Origin of the sequence: Enterobacter cloacae complex sp. IR53030, assembly GCF_049238365.1 — a bacterium.
Classification (GTDB): domain Bacteria; phylum Pseudomonadota; class Gammaproteobacteria; order Enterobacterales; family Enterobacteriaceae; genus Enterobacter; species Enterobacter kobei.
In genome coordinates, this window is record NZ_JBMKHA010000009.1 from 99,826 (window position 1) to 114,248 (window position 14,423).

15 protein-coding genes and 1 pseudogene are annotated in these 14,423 nt (G+C 55.9%); 7 read left to right on the forward strand and 9 right to left on the reverse strand.

From position 1 onward, the window contains the following. Positions 1-1,185: a nitrate regulatory protein NasR gene (nasR, locus tag ACOTXR_RS11610; RefSeq protein ID WP_058689882.1), complete on the reverse strand. Its 1,185-nt coding sequence runs from the start codon at positions 1,183-1,185 to the stop codon at positions 1-3. A 72-nt stretch (positions 1,186-1,257) separates the two neighbouring features. Between nasR and ACOTXR_RS11615 the strand changes: the two genes are divergently transcribed. The 3 genes from ACOTXR_RS11615 (at position 1,258) to ACOTXR_RS11625 (ending at position 3,953) form a co-directional block, all read left to right on the forward strand. Next, positions 1,258-1,611, forward strand: coding sequence for a DsrE/DsrF/TusD sulfur relay family protein (locus ACOTXR_RS11615; RefSeq protein WP_014884187.1), 354 nt, complete (start codon positions 1,258-1,260; stop codon positions 1,609-1,611). Between the two features lie 106 nt (positions 1,612-1,717). Beyond that, a complete protein-coding gene (locus tag ACOTXR_RS11620) occupies positions 1,718-3,502 on the forward strand; it encodes a methyl-accepting chemotaxis protein (protein ID WP_058689881.1) in 1,785 nt (594 codons plus the stop codon). 211 nt (positions 3,503-3,713) lie between these two features. Further along, entirely contained in the window at positions 3,714-3,953 is a 240-nt protein-coding gene (locus tag ACOTXR_RS11625; protein WP_010432930.1) for a DUF1883 domain-containing protein, read from the forward strand. 30 nt (positions 3,954-3,983) lie between these two features. On the opposite strand, the gene ACOTXR_RS11630 is transcribed toward ACOTXR_RS11625, so the two are convergent. After that, the gene (locus tag ACOTXR_RS11630; protein WP_014884190.1) at positions 3,984-4,679 is read right to left on the reverse strand and encodes a gamma-glutamylcyclotransferase; all 696 of its coding nucleotides are present in this window, start codon (positions 4,677-4,679) and stop codon (positions 3,984-3,986) included. A 177-nt stretch (positions 4,680-4,856) separates the two neighbouring features. After that, positions 4,857-5,087: a putative cation transport regulator ChaB gene (gene chaB, locus ACOTXR_RS11635; RefSeq protein WP_014884191.1), complete on the reverse strand. Its 231-nt coding sequence runs from the start codon at positions 5,085-5,087 to the stop codon at positions 4,857-4,859. A gap of 269 nt (positions 5,088-5,356) precedes the next feature. Between chaB and chaA the strand changes: the two genes are divergently transcribed. After that, the gene (gene chaA / locus ACOTXR_RS11640; protein WP_008499517.1) at positions 5,357-6,457 is read left to right on the forward strand and encodes a sodium-potassium/proton antiporter ChaA; all 1,101 of its coding nucleotides are present in this window, start codon (positions 5,357-5,359) and stop codon (positions 6,455-6,457) included. Positions 6,458-6,572: 115 nt separating this feature from the next. Here the strand turns inward: chaA and kdsA are convergent, their stop codons facing one another. The 6 genes and pseudogenes from kdsA to hemA form a co-directional block, all read right to left on the reverse strand. Next, the gene (kdsA, locus tag ACOTXR_RS11645) at positions 6,573-7,427 is read right to left on the reverse strand and encodes a 3-deoxy-8-phosphooctulonate synthase (RefSeq protein WP_014884193.1); all 855 of its coding nucleotides are present in this window, start codon (positions 7,425-7,427) and stop codon (positions 6,573-6,575) included. A gap of 36 nt (positions 7,428-7,463) precedes the next feature. After that, positions 7,464-8,273, reverse strand: coding sequence for an invasion regulator SirB1 (gene sirB1 / locus ACOTXR_RS11650; RefSeq protein ID WP_008499515.1), 810 nt, complete (start codon positions 8,271-8,273; stop codon positions 7,464-7,466). 35 nt (positions 8,274-8,308) lie between these two features. Continuing rightward, positions 8,309-8,398 (reverse strand): annotated as a pseudogene (locus ACOTXR_RS11655) (siroheme synthase); the annotation flags it as partial. Between the two features lie 8 nt (positions 8,399-8,406). Next, entirely contained in the window at positions 8,407-9,237 is an 831-nt protein-coding gene (gene prmC / locus ACOTXR_RS11660; protein ID WP_047027839.1) for a peptide chain release factor N(5)-glutamine methyltransferase, read from the reverse strand. Beyond that, entirely contained in the window at positions 9,237-10,319 is a 1,083-nt protein-coding gene (prfA, locus tag ACOTXR_RS11665; RefSeq protein ID WP_014884195.1) for a peptide chain release factor 1, read from the reverse strand. The genes prmC and prfA overlap by 1 nt, the downstream gene beginning before the upstream one ends. A 41-nt stretch (positions 10,320-10,360) precedes the next feature. Further along, positions 10,361-11,617: a glutamyl-tRNA reductase gene (hemA, locus tag ACOTXR_RS11670; RefSeq protein WP_008499512.1), complete on the reverse strand. Its 1,257-nt coding sequence runs from the start codon at positions 11,615-11,617 to the stop codon at positions 10,361-10,363. Between the two features lie 201 nt (positions 11,618-11,818). Here hemA and lolB point away from each other — a divergent pair, with 201 nt between their 5' ends. From lolB to prs, 3 genes are all read left to right on the forward strand, one after another. Continuing rightward, positions 11,819-12,430, forward strand: coding sequence for a lipoprotein insertase outer membrane protein LolB (gene lolB / locus ACOTXR_RS11675; RefSeq protein ID WP_045281217.1), 612 nt, complete (start codon positions 11,819-11,821; stop codon positions 12,428-12,430). Further along, positions 12,427-13,296 carry a 4-(cytidine 5'-diphospho)-2-C-methyl-D-erythritol kinase gene (gene ispE / locus ACOTXR_RS11680; RefSeq protein ID WP_058689879.1) on the forward strand — a complete coding sequence of 290 codons (870 nt, stop codon included), beginning with the start codon at positions 12,427-12,429 and terminating at the stop codon, positions 13,294-13,296. The genes lolB and ispE overlap by 4 nt, the downstream gene beginning before the upstream one ends. Before the next feature lie 125 nt (positions 13,297-13,421). Then, on the forward strand, positions 13,422-14,369 hold the full coding sequence (prs, locus tag ACOTXR_RS11685; protein ID WP_003856663.1) for a ribose-phosphate diphosphokinase: 948 nt from the start codon (positions 13,422-13,424) through the stop codon (positions 14,367-14,369). Positions 14,370-14,423: the final 54 nt, after the last annotated feature.

Sequence of the window (14,423 nt, forward strand, 5' to 3'; positions counted from 1 at the left end):
CTACTCCTTTGGGGTTATCTGCCACACGCTTTTCACCGTAAGCAGCGCCCGGGCGATATCCACCATGCGCTGATTCTTGTCCATCGCCATTTTGCGCAGAGCTGTCCAGGCCTGCTCCTCACTCATATTCTGGTGGGTCATCAGCACGCTTTTTGCTTTATCAATGGTTTTGCGCTCCTCAAGCGTATCGCGCAGCGACGCAAGCTGACGGGAGAGTTGCTCAATCTCGCGCGCCTGCTGGCGAACCAGAGGCAGCAGGGGTTTATCCGGGTAATGCGCCAGCGGGTCCTCTAGTTCATCTGCGGGATGCGGATAGACCTCGTCACGCTGAATCCGCTCATCCACCGCGACCATCAGATCGGCGATGATTGTCTCCTCCAGCGCGCGCAGATGCTCCAGCCGCGCCGTCTGCAGCGCAAACCACGCCAGCGCGGTATGGCCATTATCCGCGGCAGGCTGGCGGGTACAGGCCACGCGCCGGAGTTGCTCCGTCTCACGGTCGGGCTGGCAGTTGAGGGAGAAAGTGGCCTGAACGTCAGCCTGACTGTGGGAGAGGAAGATCTCAAAGCAGGCTTGCTGCCCGTCAATGCGATCTACCAGTCTCTGGCGGGTAACGTCATCAAAAAAACCCTGCGTGAAGCCTATCGCCCCCAGGGCCCGCTCTTGTCCCGCCAGCTCTTTCCCCTGCATCAGGCTGTAAAGGGCGACAAACCGGCCCGCGATTTGCGGATCGTCAATGCTGTCATTGAGTTGCGGCACGATACTGAGCAGATGGCGAAGCATGCGGGAGTAATGTTCCATGGCCTGCGGGGCCGTCAGGGTTTGTTGACTCACCCCGTCACGCAGCGCGGGAAGTGTGTCCAGCGTATGCAGTGCATTACCGATACGTTCGCAGACGGCGCTCCCCGGGAGGAGGGACTGCTTGCCAAGTATCGTATTCAGCGCAGCAAAATTTTCGTCTACCAGCGCCCGGCTGGCTTTGCATTCAGGCGCGTAGAGCTTACCCTGTGAACAGAGCCAGACGTTGGATGCCCCGCGCTCGCACTGTAGCATATGTACCAGTTGGCTAATGCCGTGCACCAGCACGTTCAGCTCTGCCAGCTTGCTGAGCTGCTCCCGGCGCATCAGCCTCGCGCGCTGAAGCCATTCGGTTGCACCTGGCGAAATGCCAGCCATTAATGTCATGCTTACTCTCCCGGACAGCGAAACTCCGGAGAATTAAGCAATATTCGTGCCTTTATAAGAACAGGAGTCAACATGCAGAAGATTGTGATCGTCGCCAACGGGGCGGCCTACGGCAGCGAATCTCTTTTTAACAGCCTGCGTCTGGCCATTGCGCTACGTGAAAAAGAGAGCGACCTGGCATTACAGATTTTTTTAATGTCGGATGCCGTCACCGCCGGGCTGAAGGGCCAAAAGCCGGCAGAAGGCTATAACATTCAGCAGATGCTGGAGATCCTGACCGCGCAAAATGTGCCGGTGAAACTGTGCAAGACCTGTACCGACGGACGCGGGATTACCACTCTGCCGCTGATAGAGGGCGTAGAAATCGGGACGCTGGTTGAGCTGGCCGAATGGACGCTGACCGCAGATAAAGTATTAACTTTTTAATAATAATCCCGTAAAAATATTATTTTCTTATGGACGCGGTTTCAGCATCAAGTTTACCTGCGGGGTTGCCGATAGGCATGGAAACAACACAGCAGGTATTTCACTTATGTTCAGATCGATTCGCGCACGTATTATCGCCACGACGACAGGTTGCCTTGTCGTCGCCCTTCTTCTCAATACCATTATTAACTTCCAGGTCACGCGCCAGGATAACCAGCAGTCACAGCGCGATATATTGACCAGTACCAGCGCCAGCCACAACATGGCGATTGCCGACTGGGCCAAAAGCAAAATGACGGTGATTACCTCCGCACAAAGCGTCGCGCTGGCTGACGACCCGGTTCCGGTGTTTAAACAACTGGCGCAGGCGGGGGGATTCACTAACGTCTATGTGGGTTATGCGAGCAAGACGGCGAAGTTTTCTGAACCTGCGGGTGTCCCGGCGGATTATGATCCGACCATTCGTCCCTGGTATCAGCAGGTGGTGAGCACGGACGGCCCGGTAGTGACGGCACCCTATGTTGATGCCGGTACCGGAAAGCTGGTGGTGACGTTTGCTGTACCGGTGAAAGAAAATGGCGTCCTGAAAGCGGTGGTGGCGGGCGATGTCGCCATGGATAGCGTCGTGGCAAACGTGCGCGGCATCCACCCAACACCCGCCAGCAGCGGGCTGCTCCTGAACAGTGATGGTACCGTGATTGCCGCCAACGATCCGACTTTGACCCTGAAGCCGTTTGCCGAGACGATCAAAGGGATCGACTTTGCGGCGCTGAAACGCGGTAATCCGGTCGACGGAACCCTGAATGATGTAGACAAAACCTTCATTGCCTCAGCCGTGCCGGGCACAAACTGGCTGCTGGTCGTCGCGCTCGACAACAGCGATGCCACCTCCGGCATGCGTTCCCTGCTGAAAGCGTCGGCGATTTCGCTGGTGATCCTGGCACTCCTGAGCGGCGCCATTGTTCACGTCCTGATTGCCCGTCTGCTGAAACGCTTGTCTGACATTCGTGATGCGATGCATAACATTGCCAACGGGACCAACGATCTGTCCCAGCGTTTGCCGGACAGCGGCAATGATGAAGTGGCGCAAATTGCGCAGGCCTTTAATGCCTTCAGCGATAAGCTTTCCGTCGTGATGGTACAACTCCGTGACGCCAGCGCGTCGGTGAAAAATGCCGCGCAGGAAATTGCGGCTGGCAACCAGGATCTTTCCGGGCGTACCGAGCAGGCGGCGTCCAGCCTTCGCGAGACCGCCAGCGCGGTGGAGCAGATCACCGCCTCCGTCACGCAATCGAATGAATCGGCAGCGGAAGCGAACGATCAGGCAAGCAAAGCGTCTGCGGCTGCAGCGCGCGGTGGTGAAGTGGTTTCTCAGGCCATCAGCACGATGCAGTCCATCGAAGTGGCGTCCGCAAAAATTGGTGATATCACCAGCGTCATCGACGGTATCGCCTTCCAGACCAACATTCTGGCGCTGAACGCCTCCGTCGAGGCGGCGCGTGCCGGTGAGCAGGGCCGCGGATTTGCCGTGGTAGCCGGGGAAGTGCGTAACCTCGCCAGTCGTAGCGCCCAGGCGGCGAAAGAGATCAAATCCCTGATTGATTCCACCACCGATAGCGTGGCGACTGGTTCGCGCTATGTGCATCTGGCCGGTGAAAGCATGGATGAGATCCGCTCCAGCATCGGCAGCGTCTCCGGCATCATGCGCGAAATCTCCATCGCCACCAGCGAACAGATGAAAGGCATCCATGAGATAAATCACGCTGTGACGCATCTCGACAGAATGGTGCAGCAGAACGCGGAGCTGGTGGTGCAGTCCGCCGCCGCCGCGGGAGCCCTACAGAGCCAGGCGGGCGACCTTGCTGAAACGGCCGGCCATTTCCGCATTTAATGTTCCCCCGGCGCGCGTTTCGCGGGTAAAACGCGCGCCAGCCTCGCTTTTGAGGGATTTTGTCATTTTTGTTTAATCGTTATGCCATTTTTTGATCAAAATCAGCATCCCGACTCTCCCCCTTTGGTGTTATGCAACGAGTGAATTGTGAACAACATCACGCTCGGATATGGCTGCAGGGAGAGCGTTGTTTAAGACTACGGGGTAAAAAATGGCACTGGTAAAAACAAGTTTGAAACTGTTCGGCGGGGATACGGTAGTGGTGCGTTGCTCAGAACGCTGCCGCATACATCTCATGAGTTCAAAAGCGCAAAAGCAATCCCAGGCGGATATTCTGACCGTGCAGGATGATAAAGCGTGGCTTACCGTGCCGTATACCGGCACATGGGATGTGCTGATCGACAGCCACAGTCAGTCGCTGGAGCATTCCGTCAGCTACGTGGCAGCATAAGAGTAAACGCCCGTCCAGCCGGGCGTATTATCAGGCAAAACCCGGTCGCAGCGAGCTGTTGACAGGGTTCCCTTCCAGCAGCGCCCTCACCTTTACCACCAGCTCATTCAGACAATCGTCCTTCATGCCGAGGCGGGTCAGCTCCTGATCGAGGGAGAAGAGATACTGCGCGTTGGTGCCCAGCGGCCCGCTGGCGGCGGCAATCAACGGGGCGATGACCTGCGTGCGGGTATCCGCTTCATACAGCGGATGGCGTGGATCCATAATAAACACCAGCGCATTGACGGTACGTCCATCGTCAAGCTCCAGCTTGCACCAGCTCGGCATATAGCAGCCGGTGATCATCTCGCGCTTCCAGAGCAGCGTCAGCTCCTCTTCGAGCGTGGCATCCGGGAGGCGATACGCCACGCCCGTGGTGCGTCCGCCCTCTTTCAGTGCAAGCATGCGACCAGGCTGACACGCACTGCCGCGTCCGGCCGTCAGGCGCAGACAAAATGCGCGGTGCCAGCCAGGCAGCGTTCCCGTTGCCGATTCGACAAATTCCAGAGCCGGGTTCCACATCAGCGAACCGTAGCCAAAAATCCATACCGGGCCATCATCCGGGCGGCAGGCAAGCGTGGCAGCAAGCGACGCCGCACGTTGTTCAGCTGACCAGAGAAGCGATTCCTCAATAGCACCAAATGCCGTCTTACAATCTGCCTTCATTAAGAAATCACGCGTTAACACTTTACACCTCCGCCACTGCATGCTTCCTTGCGACATCTGTAATGCGCCTTCCCGGCATTTTTTTCTGGTCATTTCGCCAGCAGTGAAATAACGATAAGCAATTAGCGGACCAGTTGCAATACAACGGAAGTTCAACCGCCTGAAAAGTCAAAATGAAGGCAGCGAATTATTTCACAGCTATTTCTTTTTATGCCATTTATCATCGTCTCCTTTCTCGTAGTCATGTTTAACTGCGGCCCAGGCGACCTTATGCGCCGTCTCTTCCCGGCTGGCATCATCCCGGCGATCGTCTTTATCTTTGTACTGATCCCAGGCGCTGTTAAACGCTTCCTTGTAGATATCCTGCGCGTGCTCGGGCAGGACATTTTTCACGTTATCAGGTAATTCGCGTTTCGTTTTGTAGGGCATCACTAACCTCTCTTTTCGGTAAAGAGATAAGTGTGGACGACGATATGCCATGGTGCCACCCAACAATAATTAATGAGTAAATTAAAATTATAATTCGTTGTTATTTAATATTTATTTATGAGAGATATGGCATTATAGACTTCAAAGAATAAAAACATCACAAAGGGTAAAATTAAGTAAAAATTAGAAGGTATTTAACAGATTTATGTTAATTTAATCTCCTTAAAATCTATCTATAATTACAAGCACCTGCATTGATGGAGAAGCACATGACAGCAACACACGAGGCGGTAAAGACCCGCCACAAGGAGACGTCACTCATTTTCCCGGTTCTGGCACTGGCTGTGCTGCTCTTCTGGGGAAGCAGTCAGTCACTGCCAGTGGTGGTTGGTATCAATATTCTTGCCCTGGTCGGTATTTTAACCAGCGCATTTAGCGTCGTTCGCCATGCGGACGTATTAGCCCACCGTCTGGGCGAGCCGTACGGTTCGTTAATTCTCAGTCTTTCCGTTGTTATTCTCGAAGTCAGCCTGATTTCCGCGCTTATGGCGACCGGCGATGCTGCCCCGACGCTGATGCGCGATACCCTCTACTCCATCATTATGATTGTGACAGGCGGCCTGGTGGGCTTCTCGCTGTTACTGGGCGGGCGTAAATTTGCGACCCAGTACATGAACCTGTTTGGTATTAAACAGTACCTGATTGCTCTCTTCCCGCTGGCAATTATCGTGCTGGTCTTCCCGATGGCGCTGCCAGGTGCAAACTTCTCCACCGGTCAGGCGCTGCTGGTCGCGCTGATTTCCGCAGCCATGTACGGCGTATTCCTGCTGATTCAGACCAAAACGCACCAGAGCCTGTTTGTATACGAACATGAAGATGACAGCGACGACGATGACCCGCACCACGGTAAGCCGTCAGCACACAGCAGCGCGTGGCACACGGTTTGGCTGATCGTGCATCTGATTGCGGTTATTGCAGTCACCAAAATGAATGCCAACCCGCTGGAGACGCTGTTAACCGAGCTGAACGCCCCGGTGGCCTTTACCGGTTTCCTGGTGGCGCTGCTGATCCTGTCCCCTGAAGGACTGGGGGCGCTGAAAGCGGTGTTGAACAATCAGGTGCAGCGTGCAATGAACCTGTTCTTCGGCTCCGTGCTGGCGACCATATCACTCACCGTACCGGTGGTGACGCTGATTGCCTTTATGACGGGGAACGAACTGCAGTTTGCGCTGGGCGCGCCGGAGATGATTGTGATGGTGGCCTCGCTGCTGCTGTGCCAGATCTCCTTCTCCACCGGACGCACCAACGTGCTGAACGGCGCGGCACATATGGCGCTGTTTGTGGCGTACCTGATGACGATATTTGCCTAGCCTCTTTGCCCAGCGGCGCTTCGCTTGCAGTGCCTACAGGTTTTGTAGGCCAGGTAAGCGCAGCGCCACCCGGCAATATGCCCCATAAAAAAACCCGCCGAAGCGGGTTTTTTTATTAGTTGCTGGTATCAAGCTCGTCGAAGTTCTTCACCAGATCGTCAATCGCTTTGATCTGCTTCAGGAACGGCTCCAGCTTATCCAGCGGCAGTGCGGAAGGACCATCGCATTTCGCGTTAGCCGGATCCGGGTGCGCTTCAATGAACAGACCCGCCAGACCCGTTGCCATACCGGCGCGCGCCAGTTCGGTTACCTGCGCGCGACGGCCGCCAGACGCGGCACCAAACGGGTCACGGCACTGCAGGGCGTGAGTCACGTCGAAGATCACCGGAGACTGGTTAGAGACGTTCTTCATCACGCTGAAGCCCAGCATATCCACGACCAGGTTGTCATAACCGAAGTTTGCACCGCGGTCGCACAGGATAACCTTGTCATTGCCGCCTTCGATAAACTTGTCGACAATGTTCCCCATCTGGCCAGGGCTCACGAACTGTGGTTTTTTCACGTTGATGACCGCGCCGGTTTTCGCCATCGCTTCCACCAGGTCCGTCTGACGGGCCAGGAATGCCGGAAGCTGGATCACGTCTACCACGTCCGCTACAGGCTGTGCCTGCCAGGACTCATGCACATCGGTGATCACTTTCACGCCAAACGTCTGTTTCAGCTCCTGGAAAATCTTCATGCCCTCTTCCAGGCCCGGGCCACGGTAAGAGTGAATGGAGGAGCGGTTGGCTTTGTCAAAAGAGGCCTTAAACACGTACGGGATGCCCAGCTTCTGGGTCACGGTCACGTAGTGCTCGCAGATACGCATGGCGAGATCGCGGGATTCCAGCACGTTCATACCGCCAAACAGCACGAACGGCAGGTCGTTTGCTACCTTGATATCACCAATGCTAACCACTTTTTGTTTCATAGGATCGCCTTATTCAGGTGTGAATCGGAATTAAGATTAATGCAGTGTAATTTGTTTGTGCGAGATCGCGTTGATCTGCGCGCGAATCATTTCGCTAATCGGATCTTCCGGGCACTGCTCAACGAAATAGCTCAGATCGTTCAGCGCAACGTGTTCGCAGTCGAGCTGGGCATAGATAAGCCCGCGGTCGCGAATTTCGTAGGGATCTTCCGGATTAAACTGCAGCAGCACTTCGCTGGCACGCAAGGCAAGCTCCATCTGACGCTCTTCCATCAGCGCTGATTTCAGCGTATCCAGCAGCTTGCGGATCACTTCGGCGTTATCGGCCTCGTCGAGATCTTCGTTAAAGAGCTCGGCGACCGGGCTGATGTTGCCTTTCAGCCAGACGTCCAGCGTATGCTCATCCAGCGTATCGCCGTTAAACGGATTAATGAGCCACATCTCGCCGTCCAGCCACTCCGCCCGCAGGATCATCTGCGTCGGGAAAATGACCGGCACCAGTGGAATATCAAGACGGTGCGCGACCCACAGCAAAATAGAGCCCAGCGCAACGGCGCTGCCCTGACGGTTTTTTAAGACCTGGTCCAGCCATAATGCGTCAGACAGGCGATACACGCCACGCGTGTCGCAGAAACCCCATTCGCCGTAGAAAAGCTCAAGCAGCTTCTCTAATTGCCAGTCCTGCGGGCGCGCCTGATTGATCTCTTCACGCGCCAGGCTGACCAGATTCTCCAGTTCATCGTAAACGTACTGCGACGTAAAATCGTCGCGTATCATCTCCGAAATCAGGATCATGCCATCGCAAAGCGGCACTTTATTAAATTCGAAATCGGCTAAGGACTTCATGACTTACCCCAGTAACGCCCGAACGTACAGCTACCCCCGGGCGCGATAAAACTCAAAACAATGTAGATGATAACGCCAAACCGCCTTTCAGTCAGCCTTACGCCTTTATCAGTAAATGGCAGATAGCCTTGTTTCACGCCCACTGGCCTAGCGTCAACCGTTCATTACCGCCGTAGTCGCGGCAGGTTTCCACTGCGGTATAACCCGCTTGCGTAAACAGCGCACGTACGGCTTCCCCCTGCGTCCAGCCATGTTCCACCAGCAGCCAGCCGCCGGGAAGTAAATGTTGCCGTGACGTTGTCACTATGTGATCAAGATCGGCTAACCCTGCGTTAGCCGCAACCAGCGCCGTCAATGGCTCGAAACGAACATCGCCCTGCGCAAGGTGCGGGTCGTGCTCGTCAATATACGGCGGGTTACTGACGATCATCTCGAACGAGCGAGTCTCCAGCGCGCTAAACCAGCTGCTTTGCAGCACGGTCACGTTAGTCAGCCCGAGACGCGCCACGTTACGCTGCGCCAGGGTCACCGCGTCAGGCATCACATCCACTGCCGTCACATCACAATCCGGACGCTCGCAGGCAAGCGCCAGCCCGATAGCACCCGTTCCTGTTCCGAGATCGAGAATGCGGCTGGCCGCAGCCGGCAAACGCGCCAGCGCCTGCTCCACCAGACATTCGGTATCCGGGCGTGGAATCAGCGTTGCCGCTGAGACATAAAGCGGGAGCGACCAGAACTCACGTTCACCGACAAGATGCGCCACCGGCTCACCGTTTTTACGGCGGGCAAGCAGCGTAGCGAGCTGCGCTTGCTGCTCAGCGGTCAGTGGCGTCTCACCGAATGCCAGCAGATACGTACGGGCTTTACCCGTTACATGCTCCAGCAAAATTTCGGCGTCGCGTTTTGGGCTTTCGCTTGCGGAAAGCTCACCGGCGGCCTCACGTAACCAGCGCTGAAAATCCATTATTCCTGCTCGGACAGCGCCGCCAGCTGGTCGGCCTGGTATTCCTGCACGATAGGCTCAATCAGCATATCCAGCTTCCCTTCCATCACCTCGTCCAGACGGTAAAGCGTCAGGTTAATGCGGTGGTCGGTCACGCGGCCCTGCGGGAAGTTGTAGGTACGGTTACGGTCGCTGCGATCGCCGCTGCCGAGCAGGTTACGACGCGTCGATGCTTCCGCCTGCTGGCGTTTCGCCATTTCGGCCGCGTGGATACGCGCACCCAGCACAGACAAGGCTTTGGCTTTGTTTTTATGCTGCGAACGCTCGTCCTGACACTCCACCACAATACCGGTTGGCAGGTGAGTAATACGGATAGCGGAATCGGTGGTGTTAACGTGCTGGCCGCCCGCACCAGAGGAGCGGAAGGTGTCGATGCGCAGGTCCGCCGGGTTGATGTCCGGCAATTCCGCTTCCGGCAGCTCTGGCATCACCGCCACTGTACAGGCAGAGGTATGAATACGCCCCTGAGATTCCGTAGCAGGCACGCGCTGCACGCGATGACCGCCAGATTCAAACTTCAGACGACCATACACGCCGTCGCCGCTGATCTTGGCGATAACCTCTTTATAGCCACCATGCTCGCCGTCGTTAGCGCTCATGATTTCCACGCGCCAGCGACGCGATTCAGCGTAGCGGCTGTACATGCGGAACAGATCCCCGGCAAACAGCGCCGCTTCATCACCGCCGGTACCGGCGCGGACTTCCACAAACGCGTTACGCTCGTCGTCCGGATCTTTTGGCAGCAGCAGCACCTGAAGCTGTTGCTCCATCTCTTCAGAACGCGCTTTCGCATCCTGTAACTCTTCCTGCGCCATCTCGCGCATTTCAGGATCGTCGAGCATCATCTGCGCGGTTTCGATGTCTTCCTGAACCTGTCGCCAGTCGGTAAAGCATTTAGAAACATCACTTAACTGCGCGTACTCACGCGAGAGTGCGCGAAAACGTTCCTGGTCCGCAATGGTCCCGGCATCCCCGAGCAGCGCCTGGACTTCTTCATGGCGCTCGTGCAGAGCTTCCAGTTTAGCGACGATAGAAGGCTTCATAGGCGTAAGTGCACCTTGTCTTAGAAAATGGGTATAGGGCGCTATTCCAGCCCGAGGCTGTTGCGCAGAATAGTCAGGCGTTCATCATCCCCGTCACGGGCAGCCTGTTGAAGAGATTTGGTTGGTGCATGGATCAGGCGGTTGGTCAGTTTCCACGCCAGATCCTGCATAATGGCCTGTGCGTCGCCGCCCTGTTCAAGGGCCGCTAACGCTTTGGCAGTCAGGTCATCACGCACCTGCTCCGCCTGCCCGCGATACTCGCGGATGGTCTCGCTGACGCTTTGCGCGCGCAGCCAGGCCATAAACTCGCTGGTTTCCTGCTCAACAATGGTTTCCGCCTGTACCGCCGCCGCTTTACGCTGAGCGAGGTTGTGCGAAATGATGCTTTGCAGGTCGTCAACGCTGTAAAGATAGGCGTTCGCCAGTTTACCGACTTCCGGTTCAACATCACGCGGGACGGCGATATCCACCAGCAGCATCGGCTGATTTCGACGCGACTTCAGCGCGCGCTCCACCATCCCTTTACCGATGATTGGCAGGGGGCTGGCGGTAGAACTGATAATAATGTCCGCCTCTTTCAGACGTTCATCGATGTCGCTCAGCGCAACCACTTCTGCGCCCACCTCATCCGCCAGAACCTGCGCACGTTCGCGGGTGCGGTTCGCGATAATCATCTTTTTCACTTTATGCTCGCGCAGATGGCGCGCCACAAGTTCGATGGTTTCGCCCGCGCCCACCAGCATCACGGTGACGGTGGAAAGGGACTCAAAGATTTGACGTGCAAGGGTGCAGGCTGCGAAAGCAACAGAAACCGCACTGGCACCAATGTCGGTTTCGGTTCGCACACGCTTCGCCACGGAGAACGACTTCTGGAACATACGCTCCAGTTCACTGGCCTTCAAATGCCCTTTTTGCGAATCCGCAAAGGCTTTTTTCACCTGACCGAGAATCTGCGGCTCGCCCAGCACCAGTGAATCCAGACCGCTGGCGACGCGCATCAGATGGCTGACCGCATCATTGTCCTGATGCCAGTACAGGCTATTACGCAGCTCGTCTTCGTTGAGATTGTGGTAGTCACATAACCAGCGGATCAGCGCTTCATGCAGATTATCCTGCTCTTCCACGCTTAAATATAGCTCGGTACGGTTGCACGTCGAGAGCACCACACCCCCTTGCACCATGGGTTGGGCAAGCAGGCTGTCCAGCGCCAGGTCAAGCGTATCCGGCGAAAACGTAACGCGTTCTCGCAGCGAAACCGGGGCCGTTTTGTGGTTAATACCGAGTGCTAATAGGGTCATGTTGAGCGGGAGTAGTACCAGCGTTAATAAGGTTAGCAGGACGCATCATACAGGATGCGCGAGATCAATAAAAGAGACCGCCTCCTTTCGGAGTAATAGCTTACGCATTGCTTTGAGATAATTTGAACGTAGACGGTGGGACTGCGGGACGCTAGCATTAACAGTTATAACTGCAACGTATCTCAAGGATTTGTCCTCATTATGACCCGACTGATTCGCCTGCTGCCTCTGGCGGCACTGGTTCTGACCGCATGTACTGTCACCCAACCAAAAGGCCCGGGCAAAAGCCCTGATTCACCGCAGTGGCGTCAGCACCAGCAGGACGTCCGCAATTTGAGCCAGTATCAGACCCGCGGCGCCTTCGCCTATCTCTCTGATGAACAAAAAGTGTATGCGCGTTTCTTCTGGCAGCAAACCGGGCAGGACAACTATCGCCTGCTGCTGCTGAACCCGCTCGGCAGCACCGAACTGGAGCTTATCGCCAAACCGGGCGAAGCGCAGATCACCGACAATAAAGGCCAGCACTACACCGCGACCGATGCCGAAGAGATGATTGGCAAGCTGACCGGGATGCCGATCCCGCTGAACAGCCTGCGCCAGTGGATCCTCGGCCTGCCGGGTGACGCCACCGACTACACCCTGGACGATCGGTACCGTCTGAGCCAGGTCAACTACACCCAGAATGGCAAAACCTGGAAAGTGGTATACAACGACTATGACAGCAAGAGTAAACCATCGCTGCCATCAAATATGGAGCTGACACAGGGCAGCCAGCGCATCAAGCTCAAAATGGATAACTGGATCGTTAAATGATGACCCACTGGCCTTCTCCGGCAAAACTGAACCTGTTTTTATATATCACCGGTCAGCGTGCTGACGGCTACCATACCCTGCAAACGCTGTTTCAGTTTATTGACTATGGCGACACGATCGCCATTGAGCCGCGTCAGGACGGGCAGATTTGTCTCCTGACACCGGTCGAAGGCGTGGCGCATGAAGACAACCTGATTGTGCGTGCCGCGCGCCTGCTGATGAAAGCGGCAGCGGAATCAGGTCGTCTGCCTGCGGGCAGCGGTGCGGATATTCGTATCAAGAAAAGTCTGCCGATGGGCGGCGGTCTGGGCGGCGGCTCATCTAACGCCGCCACGGTGCTGGTTGCCCTGAATCACCTCTGGGGCAGCGGGCTGTCGCAGGACGAACTGGCCGCCCTGGGCTTGACACTGGGCGCGGATGTTCCGGTGTTTGTTCGCGGTCATGCGGCCTTTGCCGAGGGCGTGGGGGAAATCCTCTCCCCGGTCAACCCGCCGGAAAAATGGTATCTGGTTGCTCACCCCGGCGTGAGCATTCCGACCCCAGTCATCTTTAAAGATCCTGACCTGAAAAGAAATACCCCGATTCGGTCAATAGAAACGTTATTAAATTGTGAATTCAGCAACGATTGCGAGGATATCGCAAGAAAACGTTTTCGCGAGGTTGATGCGGTGCTTTCCTGGCTGTTAGAATACGCGCCGTCGCGCCTGACTGGTACAGGGGCCTGTGTCTTTGCTGAATTTGACACCGAATCCGCCGCTCGTCAGGTGCTTGAGCAAGCGCCGGATTGGCTGCATGGTTTTGTAGCGCGTGGGATGAACATCTCCCCTCTACAGCAGGCCATTCTGGCGCAGACTGAGTTTCGGTGACAACGTCACCCTGTTCCAGACGTTGCATCGCGCTCTTTAATACACCGCCTGGATAGCCTTCGCCTGGCCCGCACAGTTTGCGGCGAACGCTATCCACCACTGGACGCATGCCTGAGGTTCTTCTCGTGCCTGATATGAAGCTTTTTGCTGGTAACGCCACCCCGGAACTAGCACAACGTATTGCCAACCGCCTGTACACTTCCCTCGGCGACGCCGCTGTAGGTCGCTTTAGCGACGGCGAAGTCAGCGTACAAATTAACGAAAATGTACGCGGTGGTGATATTTTCATCATCCAGTCCACCTGTGCTCCAACGAATGACAACCTGATGGAACTGGTTGTTATGGTCGACGCGCTGCGTCGCGCTTCCGCAGGCCGTATCACTGCTGTAATCCCTTACTTCGGCTATGCCCGTCAGGACCGTCGCGTCCGTTCCGCGCGTGTGCCAATTACCGCTAAAGTCGTTGCTGATTTCCTCTCCAGCGTCGGCGTTGACCGCGTACTGACCGTTGACCTGCACGCAGAGCAGATCCAGGGCTTCTTCGACGTCCCGGTTGATAACGTATTCGGCAGCCCAATCCTGCTGGAAGACATGCTGCAGCTGAACCTGGACAACCCGATCGTGGTTTCTCCGGACATCGGCGGCGTGGTACGTGCCCGTGCTATCGCTAAGCTGCTGAACGATACCGACATGGCGATCATCGACAAACGTCGTCCACGCGCTAACGTTTCTCAGGTGATGCACATCATCGGTGACGTTGCTGGCCGCGACTGCGTACTGGTTGACGATATGATCGATACCGGTGGCACGCTGTGTAAAGCCGCTGAAGCGCTGAAAGAACGTGGTGCGAAACGTGTATTTGCTTACGCAACTCACCCGATCTTCTCCGGTAATGCGGTAAACAACCTGCGTAACTCCGTCATTGACGAAGTTGTGGTATGCGATACCATTCCACTGAGCGACGAGATCAAGGCACTGCCAAACGTGCGTACCTTGACCCTGTCCGGGATGCTGGCCGAAGCGATTCGTCGTATCAGCAACGAAGAATCGATCTCTGCAATGTTCGAACACTAATCGAACACGGCCGAAAAACCCGCTGCGGCGGGTTTTTTTGTCTTTAGGTTTTAT